Here is a 16,065-nt window from a genome sequence, read left to right as displayed (position 1 = left end):
TATAAAGATACAATAAAAGAGCTTTTTCAAGTTCGAATTATTTGTTTTCGTACAAATAAATTTTAAGGTAAAGTTCTTCTACTTTTTTACGAGCCCATGGCGTTTTGCGTAAAAAAACTAAAGATGATTTTATACTTGGATTTTCATTGAAACAGCGAATATTGATCCGTTGACCCAATTCTTCCCAACCGCCGAAATACGTGACTAGATATTCTAGTATAGCATCCAATCTTTTTCCGTGTAGTGGATTATTCTGTTGTTCCATTATTTTTGTTTTTTAAAATTTAAATCTTGAAAGTCAAAGCTGAAATCTGTCAATGGTGAGATGGGCTTCATGGTAAATCCAATAACTTCGTTCTTTTGAATATCAAAATTAACAAACGCATCGGCATACATAAAACGATTGTTCCATTTTACAACATAGGTATTATCTTGATAATAGAATAACTCACCTGTGAGTTGCGGGGAACGCTTAGAGGCAAATTCTAACTTATTTTTTTTAACCTGAATGGCTACATCTCCCAACCAATTATCGACATAGTGACCTTGAATTGCTTGGTGATGTACGTCTTTGGTTTTTTTATTCTCTTCAACGATGCGCCATGTGTTTTGTGTGATACTATCCGCTTGAGCCGTATTTTGCGTTAAACTTTTTTGATAAGTTGAAATCCATTTTTGATCGGATATACCTAAATAAAAATCTTTAATGCTATTACTAATGGCATTAAAGGCAACACCTTCTTGTTGATTTGTTAAGACAACTATACCTAGATTTAATTGCGGAAGCATAACAATTTGCGTCACAATACCTTCTAGGCCACCGGTATGTGACACTTCTAATTTACCAGCTACATCTGTCAGACGAAACCCTAATCCATAAGCTCTAAATAATGAATAATACGGTGCTGAGGTAGTGCCAGGGATAATGGTTTGGGCTGTCGTTAATTCTTTCATCTGCTTTTTAGAAATCAACTGTTTCCCATTGATACTTCCTGTATTGAGATGGAAAATCATCCATTTGTTCAGATCATCAACATTGGAGTAAATCCCACCAGCAGCGTCCAAGATGGTATTTGTGTACCGATTACTAACTTGTACTTTGCCCGATATAGGTACATGGGGAGCAATAACATCCTCGCGATCTTGCAGTAAATTCCAATTAGCGGCTGAATGATTCATCGCTAAGGGATTAAAAATCCGTTCTTGAATAAATGCTTGCCAAGTTTGTCCTGTTACTCGCTCGAGTACTTCTCCTGCGATAATGTAAAGCAGGTTGTCATAATCATATTTTGTACGAAAGCCTGAAGTGGGTTTTAGAAATTGAATATTATGGATGATGTCTTCAGGAGTAAAGTCATGTCCATCTGGCCAAATCATCAAATCGCCGGCTCCTAAACCTAGACCACTTCTGTGTGTCAATAAATCACGGATAGTAAAATTTTCACTAACATAATCCGTATACATTTTAAACTCAGGAATGTATTTTCGAACGGGATCGTCCCAATTTAATTTTCCTTCATCGACCAACATAGCCAAGGCTGAAGTCGTAAATGCTTTTGAATTAGATGCTATTCCAAAATTTGTGGAAGATCGCACTTTGTTCATCTTATTGAGATCGGCAATACCATAACCTTTTGCCAGGATAACTTGATTATCTTTTACGATACCTACTGCAATACCAGGTACGTTGAATGTAGATAAGGTTTGTTGCACCAAAGAGTCTACGGTACTTTCTTTTATATTTTGTGCAAATAATAAAGAAGATCCATTAAGGAAAAGAAGGGTTATGAGGGCAATTTTTTTCATCCATTCGTTATTGTTCCTCAAATATCTGAATAAAACAGTATATGTTTTGTATGAACATAAAAAAGCGGTAAAATTTTCATCTTACCGCAAGTAATTTCTTATGTGCTTTTGGCTCCTCGAGTCAGTTTTTCAACCATGTCCCATTGTTCTTCTGAAACGGCATCAAGAGCATTAAATTCACCAGCACCTTTTAGCCATTCACCACCATCAATGGTAATAACATCTCCGTTGATATAAGCGGAATAGTCAGATACTAGATATGCTGCTAGATTGGCTAATTCTTGTAGGTCTCCTGTTCGTCCTAGCGGGATTCTATTGACAGGATTGAGGGTGTTACTGAGGTTGCTTGGGAACAAACGATCAAAGGCTCCTGTGGTGTGAAAAGGACCAGGGGCAATCGCATTCAGACGAATGCCTTTGCGTCCCCATTCTACAGCCAATGATCGAGTCATTGCCAGCACGCCAGCTTTTGCGGAAGCAGAAGGAACGACATAGCCTGAACCTGTACTTGCGTAAGTTGTGACAATATTTAATACCGCTTTGTCTTTATCTTTATTTGCGATCCAGATTTTTCCGAGTGCCAATGTACAGTTAATCGTTCCTTGTAACACAATTCCTAAAACGGATTCAAAAGCGCGGTGACTAAGACGTTCAGTAGGAGAGATGAAGTTACCTGCAGCATTGTTAACTAATACATCAATAGAACCGAGTTCTTGAATGCCATATGCAATGACTGTTTCGACTTGTTCATAATCGCGAACATCACAAGCGATCGCGATACACTTACCATTTGTTTCCTCGCTTAGCTCGAGGGCTGTTTTCTTGATGACCTCTTCTTTACGACTCGTGATGATACATTGTGCTCCTAATTGCAAAAAGTATCGCGTCATCGCCTTTCCAAGACCTGTACCACCTCCTGTAATTAATATATTTTTACCTTTTAGTGCATCATCACGAAGCATACCTTGTGTTATACTCATCTCTATACCATTTAGTGGTTTATAATCAAAATTGTAACCCAATTTACAAAAAAGAAACTTCGTTTTTGTACTATTTTATCTAGAAGAGACTGTTTTGATATCTTCAATTTCTAAAATCGCTTTTGCATATCCCTGTTTTACAACGTTTATCATGGCTTTCCCTACTTGCTCCATGGTAAGCGATTTCTTAGGGAATAAATAAGGGAAGATGGCGATAACAACTTTAAGAATCGACTTCACATTTTTCTGTCCTTTAAACGGTTTCATAAACCCTGGTCTAAAGTTATAGACTGATTTTAATGGTAGCTTCAGCAAAGCATTTTCTGTTTTACCTTTTACTCGTGCCCACATGGTTTTACCGGTTTCAGTACTGTCCGTTTGCGCTCCGGATACAAACGTAAAAACCATATTGGGATTCAATTGGGTAAGTTGTGTAGCGAAATGGGTGGTGGTGTCGTAGGTAATCTCGGTGTATTTTTTTTCGTCCATCCCGATGGAGCTGATACCAGCACAATAAAAGCAAGCATCATAACCAGCTAGTTCTTGTTGATAATCTTCCAATTTCATGAAATTTGGAATAATTAATTCTTTCAACTTGGGAGATTCCATTGAATAGTGTTTGCGATTGACCATCAATATTTCTTGTACATCGGGATTTTGTATGCATTCAAATAGAACGCCTTCACCAACCATTCCTGTTGCCCCTGTTAGTATAATTCTCATCGTTATGTATTTAAATGATTGTTTAATTCTTAAAATTTAAATGTAATCTGAATTTGATTGGCATCTTTTCCTCTTTCCCATTTAGGCCCATTTCTAAGAATTCTTATTAAATTTTGATCCAATACTGTATTTGTACTTTCCATGATCTGGATACGAGAAGGAGAACCATCTATATCCAGTGCAAAGATAAGTTTAACCTTACCTTTTAACTGTAGTTGTTGAATTTCCCTTTTTATATATTCATCAAAAGATTGGCGTCCTCCAATAGGTGCCGATTTTTTTAATTCTATTTTTTTGCGATACCCTGATACAACAATTTCATTTAGCGTAGCATTATCAGGAGCAAGCTGGATCATATTGTTATGCATAGAGATGTAGTTGAGATGCGCTGCATTATATCCAATGGCAAATACATCAATGATAGAATCTTTTGGAATAATAGGGATCGTAAACTTACCCTGTAGATCGGATACGGTTGTATATTTACTCTTTTTTAATTGAATAGAAGCACCTTCAATTGGTGAGCCACTTCTGGAGTCAATAATTGTCCCTTGCGAGATTGTACTTGGATGAAGAGCATCATCCGTCACGGTATTAACTGCTCCTAATATTGATTTGCCTTTTTTATTTTCGTTTTTTTCAAAACGATTTGGTGAAATATACAATCCACTAACTTTTCCAGCTAACTCTGTATTGGCTAAGACTTGAAAACTATCTAGTGTAATTTCTTTATTAATAGAAGGATAGGTGTTGGAGAGCTCCTCCGTTTCGATCTGATCTCTTCTTATACTTTCTGCTTTTGGTTGTGCTTGTGCTATTTTTACCTCTGTTCGTTTTGTATTGGGTAAGGTTTCCGATGCAGATGGAGCTGCTACATTTGCACTCGACTCATTATGCTGCTCTGATGAATCATATTTTGATTCACCTTTTATCTGAGGAGCAACTTTGTCAACACTTGCTGTTTGGTTTTCAATTTTTTGATTTTGTTGAAAATAAAATAGCGCAACACCAGATAAGAAGAGAAACGTTGCCGCTATAGACATATAACGCCAGTTGATAGGACGTGTTTTGTTTGGTACCTGCGCTGTCCTTTCTTGAATGCGTTGCTGAATATGCCGTAGAGGGATATCCTGGGTGAATTCGTTTTCAAACTCCATACCCAATAAGATATCCATCAGCATCGGATCATCCTGTGCGGATCTTTCAACAGCATGCATCTCCTTAGCATTCAGTTCGCCACGAAGATATTTTCGAAGATATGCAATATCGTAGTTACTGTTTTTCATGCCAAGTTTCCATACAATTTTTTAAATTCCTCTTCCCATTTTGGATATAACTTTTTACTTCAGGAAGACTATACCCTGTATATACGCTGATTTCTTGATAACATTTTTCCTGAAGGAAAAATAAATGTATTGTTTCTTTTTGTTTTTCTGGTAATCGCTCCATACAGCCTTCCATCGCTGTCAATTGTTGTTCCTTTTCATCATCATATTCTACCTGATGCAATTCGGAAGGGAATTTCACAAATTCGTCTAAAGAAACTGATGATTTATTTTTTTGAGCCCTTAAATACATTAAACAATGATTTTTGCTGACTACATATAACCAACGTGGAAAGTCTTTAATCTCCTGCTTGTTGATTTTATGGATGAGTTCTTCAAAGATATTCATGACAGCATCTTTACTCATCTCCTGGTCTTGAAGATAACGTAAGCAGACATAATACACCATTTCGGTATGTCTTTGATATAAATCTCCCAAAATGGCCAAATCTCCTGATTTCCGATAACGGTCAACCAAGATGTGATCTTCTTCTTTTTGGTCAGTGGAATAAATAAACATGCTCATTTTCAGAGATCAAAGTAATTTATTTTTTTCAGTTATGGAAATAATATTTCGTGTTTGTCCTAAAACTAAAATGATACAGGAGAATGAATAAAAAGCACTCCGCTGTAGTAATCTTGAATATAGCACTGATCCTATTCATAAACCTAATTTTTTAAGGAAATGGTTTTGTCATTTATTCGATATTCCTTTCTAGAAATCTAGACGAGAAAATATTGGAAATATCAAAATTGTCACATTTGAATGGAGAAAATGAGCCTTGATGTTATTATAAAAAAGAAATAGCATTACTCTAATCAAGTTGATATGAAATCGAGATTTATAGAAGAGCTTTTGCTATCATTTCATATTCCCAAAGTTTGTATTGATGATCATAAGGAATTGTACAGATCATGATTTCGTCAAATCCGTAAAGTTCTTGCTCTCGTAGGAGGTGATCAGTCACTTCTTTTACGGTTCCTTTTATATGCCAAGAAGAGTTTTCCTTTATGTTCGCTTTATCCATTTCAGATAAGGGGAAATTCTGCGCATCTTCAGGAGAGAGTCGTAAGACATTTTGCCCACGATGTAATAGCATCCTCGCAATGTCAGCAGGTAATCCCTGGTATTCAGCTTCTTCTTTTGTATTTCCTACGGTTACAAAATAACAAACTAAAGAATAAGGTTTTTCGAAATATGCTGATGGTTGAAAATACTGTTTATAGGTGTCAAATGTAGTTGGATCCATTTTACCATTGAAAAATTGAACATAGGCATATCCAACACCCATATGTCCTGCTTGTGCAGCACTATTGCCACTGGAGCCAAGCATAAATGGTTCGGGTAATACGATTTGTTGTGGGTGAGCAATAATATTTTGATACGTTGCCTCCAAGCCTGGCTGATCTTGAATCAGTTGCAAGGTATTATAAAATTTGCTGTATAATTCTTGATGCATACTGTCTCTACCTTCTGATAGCGCATAGATTGCTTTTCCATCTCCTCCAGGAGCTCGACCACCACCAAAATCGATTCTCCCAGGGGCAAAGGCGCTCAACGTTTTAAATACTTCTGCCATTTTATAAGGAGAGTAATGCATCATCATTGTGCCTCCAGAACCGAATCTTATGCGCTCTGTTTTACCTGATAAATAGGCCATCGATATCTCAGGAGCAGAACTGGCAAGACTATAAGAATTATGATGTTCCGCTATCCAAAAACGATGATACCCTAATTTATCTGCAAAGATCGCTCCTGCTTCCATATTTTTTAGGGCTTGTGCAGGTGATATTCCTTTTGATATAGGAGCTTGATCTAATATGCTTATTTTCATGCTATGAACTCGAAATGAATAAAATCTCTTATTGTTAGATAAATGTATTGTAATATATCGACTGTTCTGTCTACATACTGTCAAATGAAGCAAAACGACAATAGTATGAAATAAGATCTTTATCTAAAAGCTTGTATTGATGTTAAGACTAATCATTTTTCAAAACAGCTACTTACATCGCAGTATTTATTTCCAAGCTATACGGTTTGTTTAACCTAATTTATGTTATGGCAATAAGTGGATTCGTCATTCGGATAAAGACGAAGCTAAATTCTAAATAAAGATTTTCAGAAGAATTATTATGTTGTTTAGCATAATAAAATGATTAGAAATACGTATTTTGGTGGAGTATGTCTATTAATGAAATCGCAAAATATTTAAAAGTATCCAAATCTACCGTTTCATTGGTCATTAACGGAAAAGCAGAGCAGGGGCGTATTAGCAAAACTCTGGAGAAGCGGATATTGGATTATGTTGAGCAAATCGGATACAAACCCAATGCTTTAGCCAAAAGTTTGGCTACAGGAAAATCACACACGATTGGTTTGATTGTAGAGAATATTGGAGATTCTTTTTTTGGACCTATTGCATTGTATATTGAAGCGTATCTCCGTGTGTTTGATTACCATGTCCTGTACAGCAGTACGATGGGAGACAGTCGCGTAGCGTCTACAATTATTGATACGATGCTAGAGAAGAAGGTCGAGGGAATTATCCTAGCACCGACACAAGACTTGGTGGAAAGTGTCAATAAGATTGTCAATAGTCAGGTACCGTTGGTCATTTTTGATCGCAATATTCCTGAAGTAGAGGTTAATTATGTGGGAACTAATAACTATGAGGCGAGTCGTGAGGCATGCCTGCACTTATTAGGGCGTGATTTCAAGAATGTAGGTATGGTAACGATCAATTCCGTACAACCCCAAATGGCGGAGCGCCGTAAAGCATATGAGGATTTGTTGAAAGAGAAGAGGATATCAACCAAGATACTTTCGGTACCTTTTGAAAATTATAAATCACAAGCGATAACCGAAATACGAGCATGGCTTAAGAAAAATCCAGATCTGGATGCCATCTATTTTACAACCAATTATCTATGTATTGCAGGACTCAAAGCTATTGAGATGTGCAAAACACAGAACAAACAGTATGGTGTCATTGCTTTTGATGATCATGATCTCTTTGACCTTATGAATCCTCCAATATCGTGTATACATCAGCCGCTGGAACTTTTGGCTAAACATACAGTAGACTTACTTTTACAGCAGATTAATGATGGAAGTAGCCCTATTTCCAAAATCATAATTCCTTCCAACCTTATCGTTAGAAATAGCTCCTGTTAAAAAAAATTTGGAGATTAATTTTAAATAGCATAGCTTTACTTTAACTGCAAAACCGGTTTTTCAGTTGATTTAAGTAACCAATTTATAAACTTATTATGATAAAATCACAATTTTCCAATCCGTTGGGGACAGTAAGTAAACTTATTGTATGTGGTATATTATCGATTGCACTACCGTATGCAGGTCGTGCAAAAACAAAATCGATCGATGCCACAACATCTGTACAACAAACGTACACAGGTAAAGTATTGGATGATACAGGTCGTGCCTTATTGGGTGCATCTGTGCGTAATCTTACCTCCAATTTAATGACGGCTACCGACCCAGGTGGTATATTCAGTATACAAGGAAAGCCAAATGATGTGCTAGAGATAACATTTACAGGATTTGATAAACAACAGATCACGTTGTCATCGAATACAGCTATAACTGTAACCTTGACTAGTCATAGTCTACAGGTTGACGAAGTGGTAGTGGTCGGCTATAATTCGCTGAAAAAGTCCAACATCAATGGTGCCATAAGTCGGGTCGATATGTCTATTGCTGACAAACGCCGCGTACAAGATATCTCTCAACTTTTGCAAGGCCAGGCTACAGGTATTAACGTTACTCAATCTACAGGTCAACCTGGAGATGATATTGATATCCGCGTACGAGGTGTAGGTACATTAGGCAATAATTCACCTCTGTTTATCGTAGATGGAATTCCTACGACTAACTTTAGTTTTATCAATCCAGCAGATGTAGCCTCTATTTCAGTATTAAAAGATGCGTCAGCTGCCTCTATCTATGGTTCAAGGGCTGCGGCAGGGGTGATCATCGTGACGACCAAAAAAGGCACAGCTGGCAAGACTAAGTTTGACGTCAATCTGTATAGCGGTATACAACAGGTGACCAATCTACCAGTCATGATGAATACGGAACAGTATTTAAATACTGTTGAAAAAGCTTGGAATAACTCCAATTCAACGGGGACAAATCCCTATACGCTACAGAAAGGGCGTACAGATCTGGCAAATACGAATTGGATGAATGAGCTTTTTGAGAATGGCCATACTCAAAGTTTTCAATTAAGTGCTTCTGGAGGTAACGAAAAGGTAACTTACATGTTTTCTTCTGGTTACTTTAATCAAGATGGCATCCTCCGCTTCGATAATGATCGATACAAACGTTTGGAGTTCCGTAGCAATGTGACTGCAAAACTGACAGATCGTATTCAGATCAAATCGAATATCTTATTAAACCATCAAGATAAATTTGTAGTTTCTTCCAAAGGAGATGTACCAGGCATCATTCGTCATGCTTTTTTGAGGCCTCCAGTTCTTTCTGTTTACAAAGATACTGGAGATCCAACCTATTCGGCCGAAGATCCTTTTACTGATTTACCCTTTTATGTCAGTCCTTCAAACTTTCAATCCAATCTCTATGAGTGGAGCCAAAATCCTATAGCTCTTGCTTATTTTTCCAATAACAACCAAAAGCAGTATAAACTCTTTGGAAATGTGGAGGGAAGTGTAGACGTTTTAAAGGATAAGTCTTTGACATTTAGAAGCTCTTTAGGGATAGAGATGAACTTTAATCACAATAAAGCATTCATGCAAAACTATGGAGATGATGATGGGGCAGGAAACCCTATTGATGCGGGATTGGGAAGGATAAATAGACCAAACGGATTGAATGAAGATCGTGGAGATGATTATACATTGACTTGGAATAATGTATTTAATTACAACAAAACCATAGGAGACCACCAGATCAATGCACTGGCGGGGACTGAATTTATTACGAATAATGGAAGTTCGATCAATGCTTCCAGACGTCGATATGAATATGAATCAGATCGTTTTCAATATATGAACTTAGGAGGTACTACCCAGGATCTTTGGAATGGGGGCTTTGCACAGGAATGGGCATTGTTCTCCTTGTTCAGTTCGATGACTTATATCTACAAGGATCGATATAGTTTAACGGGTAATATCCGTGCAGATGCTTCGTCTCGATTTGGTTCGGATAATAAATGGGGATATTTTCCTTCTGTAGCAGCAGGATGGACAGTGACGAATGAGGATTTCTTTCCCAAAAACGATATTGTTTCTTATTTAAAACTGAGAGCCAGCTCGGGTGCATTGGGTAATCAGAACATTCCTAACTATGCCTATTTAACTTTGTTTAGTAGAGAAGGAGATATTACACGATATGGTAACTCCAAGTACAAATGGGAATCCACTCGTCAAAATAATATAGGGATCGATATGCGTTTGTTCCAAAACAAACTGGAACTTAATGCAGATCTATTTCAGAAAAAAACGAATGATATCTTGTTGGAGTTAAGTTTGCCTAGTTTAGTAGGTGATGTGAGTCCAACCTATGTCAATGCGGGACAAGTGGATAACAAAGGTTTTGAGCTAAATCTTAAGTTCGCGGATAAAATCGGTTCTGATTTTGGATATGCCTTAGGGGGAAATGTAACAGGTATAAGCAATAAAGTGGTTGCACTGCATGAGAATCTACCACGAATCACTGGGACTGTATCTCGTGTAGAGGTCGGACAATCTATGGACACGTATTATGGATATGTGATGGAAGGAATCTACCAAAATGAAAATGAGATCACAAGTCACCTTTTTGGAATTAGTAATCCTTTGAACAAACCAGGGGATGTTAAGTTTAAAGATCTGAATAATGATGGTGTGATTAACGATTCTGACCGTACGTATATTGGTAATTCAATTCCTAAATGGAGCTATGGTTTCTTTGGACAGGTAAATGTGAAAGGGTTTGATCTTAATGTGTTTTTTCAAGGAGTAGGTGATGTGGATCGTTACAACGATGCCATGCGTATTGTTGATTTTGATACACGTCCGTTCAATTATTCGACCCGTATGCTGGATGCATGGGATGGAGAGGGTAGTAGCAATAGTTTACCAAGGGTAGCATTTGAAGATACCGGTATCAGCAAGTTCTCTTCTCTTTATATTGAAGATGCCTCCTATCTACGTCTTAAGAATATTGAGTTGGGGTATTCCTTCGGAAAGCTCTTGTCTAAATATAAAATCAATCAGGCGCGTGTATATGTTTCTTGTCAGAATTTGTTTACTTGGACCAATTACAAGGGGTTGGATCCAGAGACTACAGACCTGATTGATAGGGGAACCTACCCTCAGTCTAAATCAGTATTATTAGGTATTAACTTTAATTTTTAGCAATATGAAAAAGATTATTCTATATAGTTTGGGAATGTTGACATTAACAGGCTGTTCTAAATGGCTTGATAAGGAGCCTATTGGTATTCTCACAGAAGAACAGGTACAAGGAGATCCGACTGAAGGTACGGTGATGACAGGTATCAATAATGCTTATAGACCTTTAGCTTATACATTGAATATTTTTGGAAACTGGGATTGGAACGGAGGTTTGGTTGTTCGTCCTGATTTTATCCTCGAAGATTTTGCTTCTGGTGATGCGAACAAAAAATGGTCGCCAGATGGAGATCAGGCTTGGATGGATGATGTGGCCAATTTTAATTTTACGGCTGAGAACGGTGCATTTGCAGGGATCTGGAAGTATGACTATGAGGGTATCGCCAGGTGTAATATGGCAATCTTTCAACTGACGGACCCAGCGATCTTAAAGAAACTTAACTTCAATGAAGAAAAAAGGATGCAATTACTTGGAGAAAGTTCTTTTTTAAGAGCATTTTTCTATTTTGACTTGGTTAAGTATTTTGGCGATGTACCCATGGTGTTGAAACCATTGAGTAGTTTTAATGAAGCCTATGAGGTGGCTGTTCGGGTTCCTAAAAAGGATGTTTATGAACAGATCAAGACCGACCTACAAGTAGCGATAACAGGTATACCTACTACTAAGTACAGCCACACAACCGACAAATGGCGTGTATCCAAAGGTGCAGCTATAGCCTTAATGGCTAAGGTTGCTTTGTTTAATGAAGATTGGCAAGGAGTAATCAATCAAGTGGGTGCGTTAGATCAACTTGGATTCTACAGTTTAAATACTCGTTATTTTGATGCTTTTGATGAAAGTAAGGCCTACAATGAAAATGAGAATATTTTTATTTATGATCACCAAAATGGACAACAACCTTTGCATGGTAATGGATTGACAGCATTGATGGGTTGGGGATTTTATGCTCCTTCTACAAATTTCTTGTCTGAATTCGAAACGAATGATCCAAGAAAAGAATTGACGGTAAATGTGACGGATCAGGCGATCTATAAATTATTAGGTGCACAAAATACCGTATTTAAAGGAAATGATGACTCACCAGTAAACAAGATTTTTATTCGTTATTCGGATGTGTTATTATGGAAAGCTGAAGCTTTAATTCGTACTAACCAATTAAGTGCAGGGGTTACAATAATTAATCAAATAAGACAGCGTGCTAGAGCAGGACAAGCTGGCGTGCTGCCCGATAGAAATGTCAACACTACAGATGCCAATCAGGCTATGCAATGGTTGCAACACGAACGTCGAGTGGAATTAGGGCTGGAATGTCATCGAATGAGTGACTTACGTCGATGGAACATTGCAAAACAGACGTTGAATGCATTGGGTAAACCTTATGCGGATAAACATAACTTGTATCCAATACCACAAGCTGAAGTAGATAAGACCGCAGGTAAAATAGTACAAAACACTGGATATTAATGATGAAGAATTTAAAGCTCTTACCTTTCTTTTTTTTAGCGCTTACGCTATCTTGTAAACATCAGAAAGATGAAAACAAACAGATTGTTCCGGATTGGACACTTGGTGGTTTTACCCGTCCTGAAAAGGTCAACCCTATTATAGAACCAGATTCTACGGCTTCATTTCTAGATCCAATGAGTGGAAAGATGGTGCGTTGGGAGGAAAATGATACCTTCAATCCAGGGGCTGTTGTGAAGGATGGCAAAGTGTGCCTATTGTATCGCGCGGAAGATAAATTTGGTGTAGGAATTGGTTTCAGAACTTCTCGACTAGGTCTTGCTAGCAGCTTGGATGGTATTCATTTTGAACGTAGCAAAACTCCAGTACTCTATCCAGACAATGATGCACAAAAATCTTATGAATGGCCAGGAGGTGTGGAAGATCCTCGTTTAGCAGTGACAGAGGATGGCACTTATGTCGTGATCTATACACAATGGAATAGGGATGTACCGCGTTTAGGGATCGCGACATCTAAAGATTTAGTGACCTGGAAAAAGCATGGGCCAATCTTCAAAAATGCGCATTATACTAAATTAGTGGATACGCCTCATAAGTCAGCTTCCATCCTGACAACGGTCAAGAATGATCGATTAGTTATCACCAAATGGAAAGGGAAGTACTGGATGTATTGGGGAGAGCACGGGGTATCAGGAGCTACCTCTGAAAATTTGGTGGATTGGGAACCTATATTGGATGATAAAGGAGAGATTGCTAAATTCATCATGCCACGTCCTGGGTTCTTCGATAGTGAACTGACCGAGTGTGGTCCTCCAGCAATTCTAACAGATAAAGGTATTTTACTACTGTATAACGGGAAAAACCATAAAAAACAAGGTGATAAGCGTTTCACCTTAGGTACTTATAGTGCAGGGCAGGTCTTATTTGACAAGAATGATCCTACTCGGGTATTGAAACGATTGGATGTGCCGTTTATGCGACCAATGGAAGACTTTGAAAAAAGTGGACAATACGTGGATGGAACTGTCTTTATTCAAGGACTTGTTTATTTCCACTCTAAATGGTTCTTGTATTATGGATGTGCTGATTCTAAGGTAGGGGTATCTGTATTTGATCCTACTGATTCAACAGCTTTTGACCCCCTACCATCATCATATGGAAAATAGATTCGTAATTTGTTTGGATATCGGTGGAACGCATATCTCTGCGGGTATTGTTAATACAAAGGATCTTACCCTGTGGAATGATTCCCACAGGGTGGGAGCAGTTGATAGTCTGGGAGATCGATCAGCTATTTTGCAGGAATGGGGTCTGGTGATTAGTGAGGTCCTCCATACAGCAGGTGCAACAGTGGAAGGAATGATCGTTTCCATTCCTGGCCCATTTGATTATGAGAAAGGAGTGTGTCTTATGGATGGTATGCACAAGTATCAGGCATTGCTACATGCCGATTTGAAGAACTATTTTTCTCAACAGTATAATCTACCAACTGAACATATCTGGTTTTTTAATGATGCATTGTCCTTTTTAATGGGAGAGGTATTTTATTATAACTTGTCTGACAAGAAGGTCGTCGGGCTGACGTTGGGTACAGGCCTGGGATCTGCGGAATATCATTCCCATCAGATTCGTGATCTTAACTATGGTTCTGCCTCTTTTCGTAATGGAATAGCGGAAGACTATATCTCAACGAGAGGTATGATATCTTTCTTGAATGGTCTAGGAGTACATCATATCCCTCATGTGAAAGCGCTAATTGAAACCAAAGGATTGGAAGATGAATGTCGACAAGTGTTCGATTATCTTTCGAAAGCTTTGATAGACTTTATTGAGCAATACATTATTTTGCTGAATCCGGATTGTATCGTATTAGGAGGAAGTATTGCTCAGGCTAGTCGTTTATTTTTACCGCAGATTCAACAGGCTATTGCTATTCCTATACAGATAGCTTCTTTTGATGAGCGCAATTTATTTTTTGGTTTAACATCAAGTGTTGAAATATGAAACATGTTTGGAAATATTCGTTAATAGCCTCTTTAGGAGGTTTCTTGTTCGGTTTTGAAACTGCCGTAATCTCTGGAGCAGAGCAGACGATTCAAAAATTATGGCACTTAAACTCTTTCTGGCATGGCCTTACGGTGTCTATTTCCTTGATCGGAACAATAGTGGGAGCAATAGTTGCAGGTCGTATTTCTGAAAAGTACGGTCGTAAGTTGGTGTTGCTCTTTATCGCCTTATTGTATGTATTCTCCGCTATAGGCTGTGGAGTTGCACCTGTTTGGGAGATGTTCTTACTCTTTAGGTTCCTGGGTGGTTTGGCTGTCGGAATCAGCTCAGTTGTAGGACCGGTGTATATTTCTGAAATCTCACCTGCCAAAGATCGTGGTAAGCTTACTGGATTGTTTCAGATCATGATTGTGTCTGGAATTTTTATAGCTTATCTCACCAATTATATGTTTATGGGTATTGGTGACGATTCATGGCGTTATATGTTGGGTATTATGGCTTTACCAGCTTTATTATTTTATTTCTTGCTCAAGCAGATCCCTGAAAGTCCGAGATGGTTGGCTTTACATCATAAAATGGATGCTGCAAAAGAGGTTTTTGATCAGCTTCAACAACCCTTTTCTATTATAACGGTGGCGGATGACGAAAAGACGGAGAGCGTAGCTCTATTTCAGTCCAAATATATTAAACCAATCATCTTTGCAGTGCTTCTGGCATTCTTCAATCAACTGACGGGGATTAACGCGATTTTGTATTATGCTCCTCGTATTTTTGAAATGGCAGGATTTGATTCAAAATTGGCTTTCATGCAACCTATTTTTATAGGGGGAACTAATGTGTTGTTTACTTTTTTGGGAATGAGTATCATTGATAAGTTCGGGCGCAAGAAGCTGCTATTGGTTGGAGCTGTAGGTATGTTTGTATTTCTCTTACTTACTGCATTTGATCTTAAAGGTCAAAACTCCTCCTTTTTATTATTTTATATTATAGGTTTTATTGCAAGCTTTGCTTTGTCTCAAGGAGCTGTTATATGGGTGTTTCTGGCTGAAATATTTCCGAACGAGGTGCGAGCTAAAGGGTCTTCTTTAGGAAGTACGACACATTGGGTATTTGCTGCTGCAATTTCCTGGATCTTCCCGATTGTTGTTGAAAGTGTAAAAGATGGTGGATATTACATCTTTTTATTTTATGCTATCATGGTCGTTTTATCCTTTGTATTCATTCTGTTTATTCCAGAGACTAAAGGTAAATCTCTCGAGGATATCCAAAGTAATCTAAAATAATAAGAATAAAATAGATGCGTGTTATTTGTCGCAATACCTACAATGACACGCATTTTTATTTAAACAGATTACATGATGATTGCATCTCGTTATTTACT

Annotated in this window: 13 protein-coding genes; 6 read left to right on the top strand and 7 right to left on the bottom strand. The window is 37.8% G+C overall.

From position 1 onward, the window contains the following. Window positions 1–37: 37 nt before the first annotated feature. The 7 genes from LZQ00_RS11955 to LZQ00_RS11925 all read right to left on the bottom strand — a co-directional run bounded on the left by LZQ00_RS11955 (window position 38) and on the right by LZQ00_RS11925 (window position 6,669). Window positions 38–268 (bottom strand): VF530 family DNA-binding protein, encoded by a 231-nt coding sequence (locus tag LZQ00_RS11955; protein WP_411028067.1) that lies wholly within the window; start codon window positions 266–268, stop codon window positions 38–40. Next, window positions 265–1,806, bottom strand: a complete 1,542-nt coding sequence (locus LZQ00_RS11950; RefSeq protein ID WP_234509523.1) for a serine hydrolase — start codon at window positions 1,804–1,806, stop codon at window positions 265–267. Before LZQ00_RS11950 ends, LZQ00_RS11955 begins: the two co-directional genes overlap by 4 nt. A 98-nt stretch (window positions 1,807–1,904) precedes the next feature. Then, on the bottom strand, window positions 1,905–2,786 hold the full coding sequence (locus LZQ00_RS11945; protein WP_234509522.1) for an SDR family oxidoreductase: 882 nt from the start codon (window positions 2,784–2,786) through the stop codon (window positions 1,905–1,907). 75 nt (window positions 2,787–2,861) lie between these two features. Continuing rightward, a complete protein-coding gene (locus LZQ00_RS11940) occupies window positions 2,862–3,509 on the bottom strand; it encodes an NAD-dependent epimerase/dehydratase family protein (protein ID WP_234509521.1) in 648 nt (215 codons plus the stop codon). A 29-nt stretch (window positions 3,510–3,538) separates the two neighbouring features. Beyond that, window positions 3,539–4,795 (bottom strand): energy transducer TonB, encoded by a 1,257-nt coding sequence (locus LZQ00_RS11935; RefSeq protein ID WP_234509520.1) that lies wholly within the window; start codon window positions 4,793–4,795, stop codon window positions 3,539–3,541. Then, window positions 4,782–5,360 carry an RNA polymerase sigma factor gene (locus LZQ00_RS11930; protein ID WP_234509519.1) on the bottom strand — a complete coding sequence of 193 codons (579 nt, stop codon included), beginning with the start codon at window positions 5,358–5,360 and terminating at the stop codon, window positions 4,782–4,784. Before LZQ00_RS11930 ends, LZQ00_RS11935 begins: the two co-directional genes overlap by 14 nt. A gap of 316 nt (window positions 5,361–5,676) precedes the next feature. Further along, the gene (locus LZQ00_RS11925; protein WP_234509518.1) at window positions 5,677–6,669 is read right to left on the bottom strand and encodes an MsnO8 family LLM class oxidoreductase; all 993 of its coding nucleotides are present in this window, start codon (window positions 6,667–6,669) and stop codon (window positions 5,677–5,679) included. A 350-nt stretch (window positions 6,670–7,019) separates the two neighbouring features. Between LZQ00_RS11925 and LZQ00_RS11920 the strand changes: the two genes are divergently transcribed. From LZQ00_RS11920 to LZQ00_RS11895, 6 genes are all read left to right on the top strand, one after another. Beyond that, window positions 7,020–8,012: a LacI family DNA-binding transcriptional regulator gene (locus LZQ00_RS11920; RefSeq protein ID WP_234509517.1), complete on the top strand. Its 993-nt coding sequence runs from the start codon at window positions 7,020–7,022 to the stop codon at window positions 8,010–8,012. A gap of 95 nt (window positions 8,013–8,107) precedes the next feature. Beyond that, window positions 8,108–11,215, top strand: a complete 3,108-nt coding sequence (locus LZQ00_RS11915) for a SusC/RagA family TonB-linked outer membrane protein (RefSeq protein ID WP_234509516.1) — start codon at window positions 8,108–8,110, stop codon at window positions 11,213–11,215. Between the two features lie 4 nt (window positions 11,216–11,219). Continuing rightward, on the top strand, window positions 11,220–12,677 hold the full coding sequence (locus LZQ00_RS11910) for a RagB/SusD family nutrient uptake outer membrane protein (RefSeq protein ID WP_234509515.1): 1,458 nt from the start codon (window positions 11,220–11,222) through the stop codon (window positions 12,675–12,677). Then, window positions 12,677–13,843 (top strand): glycoside hydrolase family 130 protein, encoded by a 1,167-nt coding sequence (locus tag LZQ00_RS11905; protein WP_234509514.1) that lies wholly within the window; start codon window positions 12,677–12,679, stop codon window positions 13,841–13,843. The genes LZQ00_RS11910 and LZQ00_RS11905 overlap by 1 nt, the downstream gene beginning before the upstream one ends. Further along, window positions 13,833–14,681, top strand: coding sequence for an ROK family protein (locus LZQ00_RS11900; RefSeq protein ID WP_234509513.1), 849 nt, complete (start codon window positions 13,833–13,835; stop codon window positions 14,679–14,681). The genes LZQ00_RS11905 and LZQ00_RS11900 overlap by 11 nt, the downstream gene beginning before the upstream one ends. Next, window positions 14,678–15,967: a sugar porter family MFS transporter gene (locus LZQ00_RS11895; RefSeq protein WP_234509512.1), complete on the top strand. Its 1,290-nt coding sequence runs from the start codon at window positions 14,678–14,680 to the stop codon at window positions 15,965–15,967. Before LZQ00_RS11900 ends, LZQ00_RS11895 begins: the two co-directional genes overlap by 4 nt. Window positions 15,968–16,065: the final 98 nt, after the last annotated feature.

It is taken from the genome of Sphingobacterium sp. SRCM116780 (assembly GCF_021442025.1).
GTDB lineage: Bacteria > Bacteroidota > Bacteroidia > Sphingobacteriales > Sphingobacteriaceae > Sphingobacterium.
This window is presented reverse-complemented; position numbering and strand designations above follow the sequence as displayed.

What these genes read in the sequence shown, in the direction of transcription:
- LZQ00_RS11925 (WP_234509518.1), bottom strand. Translation starts at nt 6,669, where the DNA reads ATGAAAATAAGCATATTAGATCAAGCTCCTATATCAAAAGGAATATCA.
- LZQ00_RS11920 (WP_234509517.1), top strand. Translation starts at nt 7,020, where the DNA reads ATGTCTATTAATGAAATCGCAAAATATTTAAAAGTATCCAAATCTACC.
- LZQ00_RS11940 (WP_234509521.1), bottom strand. Translation starts at nt 3,509, where the DNA reads ATGAGAATTATACTAACAGGGGCAACAGGAATGGTTGGTGAAGGCGTT.
- LZQ00_RS11895 (WP_234509512.1), top strand. Translation starts at nt 14,678, where the DNA reads ATGAAACATGTTTGGAAATATTCGTTAATAGCCTCTTTAGGAGGTTTC.
- LZQ00_RS11905 (WP_234509514.1), top strand. Translation starts at nt 12,677, where the DNA reads ATGATGAAGAATTTAAAGCTCTTACCTTTCTTTTTTTTAGCGCTTACG.
- LZQ00_RS11945 (WP_234509522.1), bottom strand. Translation starts at nt 2,786, where the DNA reads ATGAGTATAACACAAGGTATGCTTCGTGATGATGCACTAAAAGGTAAA.
- LZQ00_RS11930 (WP_234509519.1), bottom strand. Translation starts at nt 5,360, where the DNA reads ATGAGCATGTTTATTTATTCCACTGACCAAAAAGAAGAAGATCACATC.
- LZQ00_RS11910 (WP_234509515.1), top strand. Translation starts at nt 11,220, where the DNA reads ATGAAAAAGATTATTCTATATAGTTTGGGAATGTTGACATTAACAGGC.
- LZQ00_RS11935 (WP_234509520.1), bottom strand. Translation starts at nt 4,795, where the DNA reads ATGAAAAACAGTAACTACGATATTGCATATCTTCGAAAATATCTTCGT.
- LZQ00_RS11915 (WP_234509516.1), top strand. Translation starts at nt 8,108, where the DNA reads ATGATAAAATCACAATTTTCCAATCCGTTGGGGACAGTAAGTAAACTT.
- LZQ00_RS11950 (WP_234509523.1), bottom strand. Translation starts at nt 1,806, where the DNA reads ATGAAAAAAATTGCCCTCATAACCCTTCTTTTCCTTAATGGATCTTCT.
- LZQ00_RS11900 (WP_234509513.1), top strand. Translation starts at nt 13,833, where the DNA reads ATGGAAAATAGATTCGTAATTTGTTTGGATATCGGTGGAACGCATATC.